The organism is Agromyces albus, from assembly GCF_004134825.1.
GTDB lineage: Bacteria > Actinomycetota > Actinomycetes > Actinomycetales > Microbacteriaceae > Agromyces > Agromyces albus.
In genome coordinates this window covers 24,506-34,193 of record NZ_SDPN01000043.1, presented here as the reverse complement: position 1 = coordinate 34,193, position 9,688 = coordinate 24,506, and the positions used below count along the sequence as shown (strand labels likewise).

Genomic DNA, 9,688 nt, shown 5'->3' with positions numbered 1-9,688 from the left:
CCGCGGCCCCCGGCCAGCCCCGCGCGGCGCGCGGCGCCGACCCGGGGCCGGTCGAGGGTCGCGGTCACTCCGACCCGATGTTCGAGTCGGCGCCCTGGATGACCTCGGTCAGGCGATCGAGTTCGGCGGCGTAGTCCGAATAGGTGTGCAACCAGTAGGCGGGCCAGGTGGTCGTCGCGCCGGCCGCGTACGCCGCGATGTCGTTCGCGATCGGCTGCGCGGCGAGCGTGTCGAGGTTGGCGGGGTAGTTCCGGTCGTCGAAGAGGAGGAGGTCGGGCTGGTAGGTGTCGGCTGTCTCGAAGCTCAGCGACTCCCAGTAGGGGAAGTCGGCGTCGGGGGAATCCGGCACGATGACGTCGAGGCCCCATTCACGGAAGTCGAGCAGCTCGGGCGCGTATTCGGGCACCGCGACCGCGTACGTCGTGTCGTACGGGCTCACGGCCAGCGCCGTCAGCCCGGGCTTCGCGGCCGCGGCTTCGCTGAAGCGGTCGACGGATGCCTCGAACGACGTGCGGGCCTCTTCGATGACCTGCGGGTCGGCGCCGAGCGACTCCGCGAGTTCCGCGTAGCCCTCGATCAGGTCGACGATCGAGTCGCCCTGGGAGGCGCCGACGACGGGTGCGAGGTCGGCGAGCTTCTTGCTCGACTCCTCGACACCGCCCTCGAGGCCGCTGTACGCTTCCTCGGCCGGCCACCAGTCGCCGACGATCAGGTCGGGGGCGAGAGATGCGGCCTTCTCGACGTCGATCTTGCCCCACTCCTCGCCGAGGATCTCGACGCCGTCGAGGTCGACGCCCCGGAGCCCGACATCCTCGCTGATCGGTCCATCGGCGTAGATGCCCACGGGCGTGATGCCGAATTCCATGAGCGCCTTCGCGGCATACGCGTGCGCGACGATCCGCGTGGGCACCGCATCGGCTGTGTACGTCTCGCCGTCGCCTGACTCGTATGACCAGGCGTTCCCGCTCTCGGCTGCCGGCGCCCCGGTGGCGCATCCGGTGAGCAGGGCGGCACCGACCGCGAGGGCAGTAAGGGGGGCGAGACGACGCGGGGGCATGCGGAAGACCCTTCGATGGGAGGTGAGGTTAGCCTAAGCTTACGCACGGTCGGATGTCGGCTGCGATACCTGTGTCGCTGTGCGTCACGACGAGACGCTGTTGTACGAGTACGCGTTACCGAGCTTCGGAGGACCCAGTGGCAAGCAGCAACATCGCGATCACGCATTCGGAGACCGGCGTCGTACACGCCGAGGTCGTGGACGCGGTGCGCATCTCACCGCATTTCGTGCGGCTCACGGTGGCGGGCGACGACCTCGCCGGCTGGCGCCACCTCGGGTTCGACCAGTGGTTCCGCCTCGCCGTGCCGGTCTCCGACCAGACTCGCTTCGACAACCTCGCCGGCACCTACGACACGGCCGGATACCTCAAATACCTCATCCTCCCGAAGGCCACGAGGCCAGTGATCCGCAACTACACCGTGCGCCGCTTCCGGCCCGAAGACGGAGAACTCGACATCGACTTCGTCGTGCACGGCGACGACGGGGTGGCCGGGCCGTGGGCGGGGAGCCTGCCGCTCGGGGCATCCGTCGCGCTCATCGACCAGGGCTGCGGCTACCGTGGGATCGCCGCCGACTGGAGCCTGCTGGTCGGTGACGAGAGCGCCCTTCCCGCGGTCGCGGGCATCCTTCGTGACATGCCCCGCGACTCCCGCGGCCATGCGCTCATCGAGCTCCCCGAGTTCGGCGATCAGCAGGAGGTCGACGCCCCCGAGGGGATGTCGGTGCACTGGATCGTGCGCCGCCCCGAAGCGCCGATCGGGCGCACGGCACTCGAGCACCTGCGCGAGCTGGCATTCCCTGAAGGGACCGTCAACGCATTCGCCGCGGGCGAGTCGAAGCTCGCCACCGGTGCCCGCCGTCACCTCGTGAACGAGCGCGGAGTGCCGAAGTCGAACGTCACGTTCTGCGGGTACTGGCGCGCGACCTGACGCGCGCCTCCCCGCTCACGAGGTCGAGCTCGACCGCCCCGCCTCGATTCACTCGGCGGCCGAATCCGCCTTCACGAGCGCAGCTCGACCAGCGAGTCCGGCCAGGATGGCGCTCACGTCGAGTCCGGTGAGCGATTTCACGACCTCGGTGCCCTCGCCGAGCACCTGGCCGACGGTCTTCGTGATCGCGCTCGCGCCGTCGGTCGACACGACGGTGAGCGTGTCGATGTTCGAGATCGGCTCGGCTGCCGCCCGCACGATCTCGGGAAGACGGGAGATGATCTCCTGGGCGAGCGCGGCCTCACCGTACTTCTCGAGGGCGAGCGCCTTCGCGTCGGTCGCGGCGGCGGACGCCAGACCCTCGGCTTGAATCGCTGCCGCCTTCGCATCACCCTGGGCGCGGATGCCGGCGGCGAGGGCGACCTGGCGGTCACGCTCGGCCTCACCCGAGACGCGAACCGCGGTGGCGGCGGCCTCGGCGTCTTGCACGGCGGCGACCTTGTTGGCCTCGGCGATCTTCGTGCGCTTGAACGCCTCTGCCTCGGTGCTCGCGTTCGTCGCGTCACGCTGGGCGGTGGCTCGCTGCACCTCGGCGTAGGCCTCCGCCTCGGCAGGCTTCCGGATCTCGATGTCGAGGCGCTCCTGCGTGACGAGCGCCTGCTCGGTGAGGGCTGAGCGCTCCTCCACGGCGACGAGACGATCCTGCTCGGCCGTCGCCAGCTGACCTGCGGCATCGGCCTCGGCGTTCGCGCGGTCGGTCTCGGCCTTGATGATGGCCTGCTTGAGGTTCAACGCCTTCTGGCGCTCGGCGATCTGCTCAGCCGCCTCGATGCGGGCGAACTCACTCGCACGGGCGGCCTCGGCCTCGCTGACCTCGGCCACCTGGCGTGCGCGCGCCGCCTCGGCGCGGCCGAGGTTCGCGAGGTAGTCGCTGCCCGGCGTGGAGATGTCGGAGATGTTCAGGAGATCGACCTGGAGGCCCTGCTCGACGAGGTCGGTCTTGGTCTCGGCGACGACGCGATCGGAGAGTCCCTTGCGGTCGGAGATGATCTGCTCGATCGTCATGTCGCCGATGATCGAACGGAGCGAGCCCTCGAGCGACTCCTTGATGATCTCGGTGAGCGCGCTCTGCTGTGAGAGGAATCGCTGCGCCGCTCGGCGCACGCCCTCCTCGGTGCCGCTCACCTTGAAGTTGATCGAGGCCTTGATGGCGATCTTGATGCGGTTCTTGTCGACGCCCTCGACCGTGATGCCGATCTGGCGCTGCTCGAGGGAGATCGAGAACCCCTGCTGCAGGATCGGCCACACGAAGGTGCGACCGCCGATGACGACACGCTGCCCGGTGGGGGCTTCGCCCGCCGCGGGTCGCCCTGCGCCACGCCCGACGATGACGAGGGCCTCGTTCGGCGGCACGCGGCGGATGCGCCGGGCGATGAAGATGAGCAGGGAGAGCAGGGCGACGACGATCGCGATGACGGCGATCACCTGGATCATGACAGGCGTGAGCATCGGGTTCCTTTCGAGCAGGCTTGGCTGGATGTGGCGGGGTTATTCGGTGGTGACCTTCACGCGGGTGCCCGCCTGCTCGATCACGCGGATGCGCACGCCCTCGGCGATCGGCGCGTCGGAGTACGCGAGTCGTCGTTCGACTTCACTTGGGCCGTCGAGGCTGACCTCGCCGCCCGCGGGGGAGATGTCGGACTTCGATACACCGGTGAGGCCGACCGCGGATTGCGGCACCCCGTCGGAGCTGCGCGTGAGATTGCGCACCACGAGCACGCTGAACACGTAGGCGACCGCCGCGAGTACCACCGCGAGCACATAGGCCCAGACGATCGCGAGTCCCATGCTCGCGGTGAGTGCCCCGGCCGCGCCGAAGACCACGAGCCCCACCGAGAGCGCGGTGCCCGAGATGGCACCGTCGCCGATCTCGAATTGGTCGAAGACGTCGCCCAACACGAGCGAGATGAGCAACAGCACAATGCCGATGCCTCCGATGATGAGGAACGGAAGGAGCATCGACTTGCTGCCTCTCTACACACGTGATCCCGGGCGCCGACACGCGCGGATGCCCTCACCTTATCGGTGCCCGCGGGTGGCGTGCGCGAGGGGCTGCTCGAGCGGTCGGCGAGTCTCGGCAGGCCCAGCTGAGCACCGGCCCGACGATGCGATCAGGAGAGGAGCCGGTGCTCGATCGCGATGGCGTCGACCGCTGCGGCACCGCGGATGCGCCGCATGAGATCGACCACCTCGTCGACGACTCCGGTCGTGAGCGCGCGACACACGATGCTGTTCACGCCGAGCGCCTCAAGGCCTCCGGCACGAATCCGGATGACCTCCCAGCCGACTTCGCGGAGCGCTTCGTCTTTCTCCGTGTCGGATGCCTCCTTCAGTCCGCGATGTGCCCGACGCGACTTGCCGGGGTCGTCGTACTCGACCGCGATGCGCAGTTGTGGCACCAAGATGTCGGGCCAGACCTCCTGTTGGCCGTAGAACATGCGGGCGATGCGTACAGCATTGACGCGGTGATGCAGGCGGATGCGTTCGCCGAGCATCGTCCGCAATCGCTGCTCGGTCATCGAGGTGCCGACCCGGAGTCCTGGCTTCATGAAGGCCACGCCCGCTTCGCGCTTCGCGGTCGGGCCGGCTGCGTTGGTGCGGCACTTCGCACAGCTCGGTCCGGTGAGCACCTCGCGCACCGTAGCCGGATACCGATCATGGCCGCGGGCGCATCGCCAGTCGTAGCTCGCGCCGATCCTCGTCTCGAGGGCGAGCGCTGCACGCTGGGGCGGGGCGACCCGGCCGAGCAGCTCGGCACGGGAGCGCTGCGTCTCGTGGAGGAGCATGCAGAGCGGGCAGACACGCCCGAGCGTCACGACGCCGGGCTCACCAGCGGCCGCGCCGTGACCGCATCGGAAGCTCACCGCGACCATCTCGCCTCGATTCTGTGCATGACCCCCATCTTCGGCGGCACCGCCGACACTCGCACGGTGACCTGGTGTGGGCGGCGCCCACGAGAATGGGGTGGTGCGGATCGTGGTCGGAATGGCGGGGCAGGGTCGTGTCACGCTCATCGATCCCGAGGCACCGTCGGCAGAGGCCGTCACCGTTCCACTCGCCGGATTCCCAGAGGCGGTGTGCCGGCTCGAGGCTCGGCGTCCACGCTGGGTGTGGAGCGACACGCGATCGTGGTATCCGAGGCTCCTCGAGGCCGGGGTGCGCGTTGAACGCTGCCACGACCTGCGCCTGTGCGGGGCGATCCTCGAGCACTCGGCCGCGACGGCGACGATGAGGAAGGCCGGCGATCATCCGCGATCGGCGTGGTTGCCCGCCGGACCGAGCGAGCCGGGCGCGGCTGCGGCCCTCGCCGCACCGTCGGTGATCGTGCGAACGCCGCTCTTCGAGCTCGACGAGTTCCATGCCGCTGCCTCGGGCGGCGTCGACGCCGTCGGCACCGCCGACACCGCTGTGGAACCCGGCGCCGGTACGGTCGATCGAGCGGATGACGCGGTCGTAGGCTCCTCGGCCGTGCGCGTGGAGGCGATCATCGCCGAGCACGACCGCCAACTCGCCCTCGTCGCCGGCAGCACCGAGCCGAATGCCCTGCGCCTGCTCCTCGCAGCCGAGTCCGCCGGCGCACTCATCGGCGTCGAGCTGCACGCGGCAGGCCTTCCGTGGGACCGCGCTGCGCACGAGCGAGTGCTCGAGGCCGAGCTCGGTCCGAAGCCGAAGGCCGGATGGAAGCCGGCTCGCATGGAGGAACTCGCGGCACAGGTGCGCACCGCGCTCGATGCGGCATCCGTCAATCTCGACTCTCAAGTCGACCTGCTGAAGGCGCTGCGCCGGGCCGGCATCCACGTCGATTCGACGAGCCGATGGGAGTTGCGTGAGCAGGAGCACCCGGCGATCGAGCCGTTGCTCGCGTACAAGAAGCTCGCCCGGCTGTTGAGCGCGAACGGCTGGGCGTGGCTCGACGAGTGGATCGCGGGTGGACGCTTCAGGCCCGACTACGTGCCGGGCGGCACCGCGACCGGCCGGTGGGCGACCGCCGGCGGGGGAGCCCTGCAGCTCCCGAAGAACGTGCGCAGCGCGGTCGTGGCCGATCCCGGCTGGACGCTCGTCGTCGCCGATGCCGCACAGCTCGAGCCGCGCGTGCTCGCCGGGATGGCGCGCGATGAGGCGATGGCCGCCGCCGGGCGCGGCCTCGACTTCTACCGGGGCATCGTCGACGCCGGCGTCGTCGAGACGAGGGAGCAGGCCAAGTACGCGATCCTCGGCGCGATGTACGGCGCGACCACCGGCGAGAGCGGCCGGCTCGTGCCGCGGCTCGCGCGCGCGTACCCGAGGGCGATGGCCCTCGTCGACCGCGCCGCGGCCGAGGGCGAGCGCGGTGGAGTCGTCTCGACGCTCCTCGGCCGATCGTCTCCGTTGCCGCCGTCCGAGTGGCACGCCACGCAGTCGCGGGCGAGCCAGCCCGAGGCCTCGCCGGCCGACGAGCGCCGTGCGCGGTCGGTCGCTCGCGAGTGGGGTCGATTCACGCGCAACTTCGTCGTGCAGGGCAGCGCCGCCGAGTGGGCGCTCTGCTGGATGGCGGCGCTTCGCACGCGACTTGCGACGATCGCCGCAGCAGGCGGTGAAGCGGCCGGGCCGATCATCCCGGCGCCGGCATCCGGACCGGTGTTCGAGCGCGCCCCGCACCTCGTGTACTTCCTCCACGACGAGATCATCGTGCACACGCCGCGGGCTCTCGCCGATGAGGTCGCCGCTGCGGTCGAGGAGGCGGCGATGGGTGCCGGCCGGCTCCTCTTCGGCGACTTCCCCGTCGAGTTCCCGCTCGACCTGGCGGTGGTCGACAGCTACGCACTCGCCGACGCGTGAGCGGGCCCGTCGATCAGCCGGGTGCGGGCGGCGCCGGGCGGCGACCGCGCTTGGGTCGAGTCGCTCGGGGCGCGAAGGCGAGGCGCTCTGCGGATGCCGCGGCAACCGTCTGCAGCCACCCGAGTGCTGCATCGGCGACGGCGACGTCGGCCGCAGCCGCGAGGCGAGCGAGTTCCGCCTCGGCGTCGCGAGCGTCGGCCTCGGGCTCGGCTCCGTCGGCCGCGGCAGTCGTCTCGGACGTGCTCGCCGACGCCAGCGCAGCCGCGTCGTCGCGACGCACTCTCCAGCGGTCGATCTCCGCTCGCGCCACGGCGAGTCCGTCGACGTCGGGCAGCGAGAGTGCGATGAGCACGCGATCGACCATCTCGTCCCAGGGGTCGGCGCCCGAGGCATCCGCGCCGTCGAACCAGGCTGTGGCGGCCGCCGTGCCCGACGCGGTGAGGCAATACAGGGGGAGTCCGTCATCCGTCACTCCGGCCGGCTCGATGAGACGCTGCTTGCCGAGTCGCTCGAGGGTCGCATAGGTCTGGCCGACGTTCACCTGCCGTCGCCCGCCGGTGCGCGCCTCGAGGCCGCCGTGCAACTGGAACCCGTAGGCGGGGCCCGCCGTGAGCAGGGCGAGGAGTGCATCGCGCACGGCCATCCGGACTCCATCTCGAGAAGGGGGAACAATTCACTGAGTATAGAGTTCTGGCCCGCCGGATGCCGCGAGTGACACGTTCGGCGATCCGATCTTGTCACCGGCCCTGATCCGCGGCATAATCGCCAATGACGGCTCGCCGTCCACAATCGAACACCAGCCATCCAAACCGTTCAGAGGTCGTAGGGGAAGACGCACCTCAAGAACGGAGAGAGAGATGGCGGAGATGACCACGCGGGCCGCGCGCACCGCGCGAGGTGTGCTGTTCGTGCACTCCTCGCCCCGGGCGCTCTGTCCGCATGTCGAGTGGGCGGCAGGGCGAGCGCTGGGGAGCGCGGTCAACTTCGAGTGGAGCATGCAGCCGGTGCACCGCGGCATGATGCGCGCCGAGTTCTACTGGGAAGGCGAGGCCGGCAGCGGCGCGAAGCTCGCGTCCGCGCTGCGAGGCTGGGAGCAGCTCCGCTTCGAGGTGAGCGAGGATCCGACTCCGGGCTCCGACGGTGCACGCTGGATGCACACCCCTGAGCTCGGCGTGTTCTTCGCCCAGACCGACACCGCCGGCAACACCGTCGTGCCCGAGGACCGCATCCGGTACGCGATGGAGATCGCCGGGAATGATCCGGTCGAGCTGCACCGCGAGCTCCGCCTCGCGCTCGGGCAAGCGTGGGACGACGAGCTCGAACCGTTCCGTCACGCCAGTGATTTCGCTCCGGTCGTCTGGTTGCACCAGGTGGGCTGAGCGGGCGCGGCTCGCGCGGTGGCGTGACGCGATCGTCGGATGATGCTTCCCGGTGACGCACGATCGAAACCTGAGCCGCACACGAGAAGACCCCGCCCGCGAAACGCGGCCGGGGTCTTTCTCACTTCCGCGCCGAACGGCGCGACAGCGTGTTCAGGCCGAGCGGAACGCAGCGACGGCGTTGTGCCCGCCGAAGCCGAACGAGTTGCTGATCGCCACGACGTCGTCGCCCTCGATGGCCCGCGGTGACGTCACGACGTCGAGCGGGATCTCGGGATCCTGCTCGGTGAGGTTGATCGTCGGCGGGATGACCCGCTCGTGGAGCGCGAGCACCGTGAACATGGCCTCGATCGCACCGGCGCCGCCGAGCAGGTGCCCGGTGGAAGCCTTGGTCGCGGTCACGGCGATGCCGTCGAGCAGGTCGCCGAACACGCGCTTGAGCGCGTTGTACTCGGCGATGTCGCCGACCGGGGTGCTCGTCGCGTGCGCGTTCACGTGACGCACGTCGGAGAGGCGCGCGCCGGCGCCCTCGATGGCCGCGATCATCGCCCGTGCTGCGGCCGATCCCTCGGGGTCGGGTGCGGTGATGTGGTAGGCGTCGCTCGTGACAGAGCCGCCGAGCAGCTCGGCGTAGATGCGTGCCCCACGGGCCTTCGCGTGCTCTTCAGTCTCGACCACGAGGGCTGCGGCGCCCTCGCCGAGCACGAAGCCGTCACGACCGATGTCGTAGGGACGAGAAGCGATCGACGGGTCGTCGTTTCGCCGGGAGAGCGCCTGCATCGCGGCGAACGACGCGATGGGCAGCGGGTGGATCGCGGCTTCCGAGCCCCCGGCGATGACGACGTCGGCGAGGCCCCGCTGCAGGTGGTCGTAGGCGTTCACGAGCGCTTCGGTGCTCGACGCGCACGCCGAGACGACCGTCGTGATGCCGGCGCGAGCGTGCAGGTCCATGCCGATCGCGGCGCCGGGGCCGTTGGGCATGAGCATGGGCACGGTCATCGGCAGGACGCGTCGAGGGCCGCGCTCACGCAGGGTGTCCCAGGCGTCGAGCAGCGTCCAGACGCCGCCGATGCCGGTCGACCAGTCGACGGCGAGCCGCTCGGGAGCGATCTCGGGCGCACCGGCATCTGCCCAGGCCTCGCGGCCCGCGATGAGGGCGAACTGGCTCGAGGGGTCGAGGCGCTTCGTCTCGTGACGTTCGAGCACGTCGGCGGTGGGCACCTTCGCGGTGGCGGCGAAGGTGACGGGAAGCGCGAGGTCGGCGACCCAGTCGTGTTCGAGCGCGCGAGCGCCGGACTCGCCGGCGAGCAGTGCGTTCCAGCTGTCGCGCGCGGTGCCGCCCAGGGGCGAGGTCGCGCCGATGCCGGTGATGACGATCTTCTTGGTCATTCGAGAGACACTCCGTTGGAGGTGATGGTCGAACTGAGTGAGCGGGCCGGGCGGTC

At 70.2% G+C, this 9,688-nt stretch carries 9 protein-coding genes; 3 read left to right on the top strand and 6 right to left on the bottom strand.

Annotated features, from left to right (window positions below; all coding sequences use genetic code 11):
* Positions 1 to 64: 64 nt before the first annotated feature.
* A complete protein-coding gene (locus ESP51_RS17065; RefSeq protein WP_129522096.1) occupies positions 65 to 1,057 on the bottom strand; it encodes an ABC transporter substrate-binding protein in 993 nt (330 codons plus the stop codon).
* A 137-nt stretch (positions 1,058 to 1,194) separates the two neighbouring features.
* Here ESP51_RS17065 and ESP51_RS17060 point away from each other — a divergent pair, with 137 nt between their 5' ends.
* Positions 1,195 to 1,986, top strand: coding sequence for a siderophore-interacting protein (locus tag ESP51_RS17060; RefSeq protein ID WP_241843232.1), 792 nt, complete (start codon positions 1,195 to 1,197; stop codon positions 1,984 to 1,986).
* A gap of 48 nt (positions 1,987 to 2,034) precedes the next feature.
* Here ESP51_RS17060 and ESP51_RS17055 read toward each other — a convergent pair whose 3' ends face one another.
* The 3 genes from ESP51_RS17055 to ESP51_RS17045 form a co-directional block, all read right to left on the bottom strand.
* Positions 2,035 to 3,495 carry a flotillin family protein gene (locus ESP51_RS17055; protein ID WP_129522094.1) on the bottom strand — a complete coding sequence of 487 codons (1,461 nt, stop codon included), beginning with the start codon at positions 3,493 to 3,495 and terminating at the stop codon, positions 2,035 to 2,037.
* Between the two features lie 39 nt (positions 3,496 to 3,534).
* Positions 3,535 to 4,005, bottom strand: coding sequence for an NfeD family protein (locus ESP51_RS17050; protein WP_129522093.1), 471 nt, complete (start codon positions 4,003 to 4,005; stop codon positions 3,535 to 3,537).
* Between the two features lie 152 nt (positions 4,006 to 4,157).
* Positions 4,158 to 4,910: a hypothetical protein gene (locus ESP51_RS17045; protein WP_164990574.1), complete on the bottom strand. Its 753-nt coding sequence runs from the start codon at positions 4,908 to 4,910 to the stop codon at positions 4,158 to 4,160.
* A 103-nt stretch (positions 4,911 to 5,013) separates the two neighbouring features.
* Here ESP51_RS17045 and ESP51_RS17040 point away from each other — a divergent pair, with 103 nt between their 5' ends.
* A complete protein-coding gene (locus ESP51_RS17040) occupies positions 5,014 to 6,864 on the top strand; it encodes a bifunctional 3'-5' exonuclease/DNA polymerase (protein WP_241843231.1) in 1,851 nt (616 codons plus the stop codon).
* A 13-nt stretch (positions 6,865 to 6,877) separates the two neighbouring features.
* On the opposite strand, the gene ESP51_RS17035 is transcribed toward ESP51_RS17040, so the two are convergent.
* Positions 6,878 to 7,507: a PadR family transcriptional regulator gene (locus tag ESP51_RS17035; protein WP_129522091.1), complete on the bottom strand. Its 630-nt coding sequence runs from the start codon at positions 7,505 to 7,507 to the stop codon at positions 6,878 to 6,880.
* 214 nt (positions 7,508 to 7,721) lie between these two features.
* On the opposite strand from ESP51_RS17035, the gene ESP51_RS17030 reads away from it, so the two are divergent.
* A complete protein-coding gene (locus tag ESP51_RS17030) occupies positions 7,722 to 8,243 on the top strand; it encodes a DUF3145 domain-containing protein (protein ID WP_241843230.1) in 522 nt (173 codons plus the stop codon).
* A 153-nt stretch (positions 8,244 to 8,396) separates the two neighbouring features.
* Here the strand turns inward: ESP51_RS17030 and ESP51_RS17025 are convergent, their stop codons facing one another.
* Positions 8,397 to 9,632 carry a beta-ketoacyl-[acyl-carrier-protein] synthase family protein gene (locus ESP51_RS17025; protein ID WP_129522090.1) on the bottom strand — a complete coding sequence of 412 codons (1,236 nt, stop codon included), beginning with the start codon at positions 9,630 to 9,632 and terminating at the stop codon, positions 8,397 to 8,399.
* Between the last annotated feature and the right edge of the window lie 56 nt (positions 9,633 to 9,688).

Excerpts from the sequence above, each read along its gene's own strand:
- ESP51_RS17065 (WP_129522096.1), bottom strand. The coding sequence starts at position 1,057 with ATGCCCCCGCGTCGTCTCGCCCCCCTTACTGCCCTCGCGGTCGGTGCC.
- ESP51_RS17055 (WP_129522094.1), bottom strand. The coding sequence starts at position 3,495 with ATGCTCACGCCTGTCATGATCCAGGTGATCGCCGTCATCGCGATCGTC.
- ESP51_RS17050 (WP_129522093.1), bottom strand. The coding sequence starts at position 4,005 with ATGCTCCTTCCGTTCCTCATCATCGGAGGCATCGGCATTGTGCTGTTG.
- ESP51_RS17035 (WP_129522091.1), bottom strand. The coding sequence starts at position 7,507 with ATGGCCGTGCGCGATGCACTCCTCGCCCTGCTCACGGCGGGCCCCGCC.
- ESP51_RS17030 (WP_241843230.1), top strand. The coding sequence starts at position 7,722 with ATGGCGGAGATGACCACGCGGGCCGCGCGCACCGCGCGAGGTGTGCTG.
- ESP51_RS17025 (WP_129522090.1), bottom strand. The coding sequence starts at position 9,632 with ATGACCAAGAAGATCGTCATCACCGGCATCGGCGCGACCTCGCCCCTG.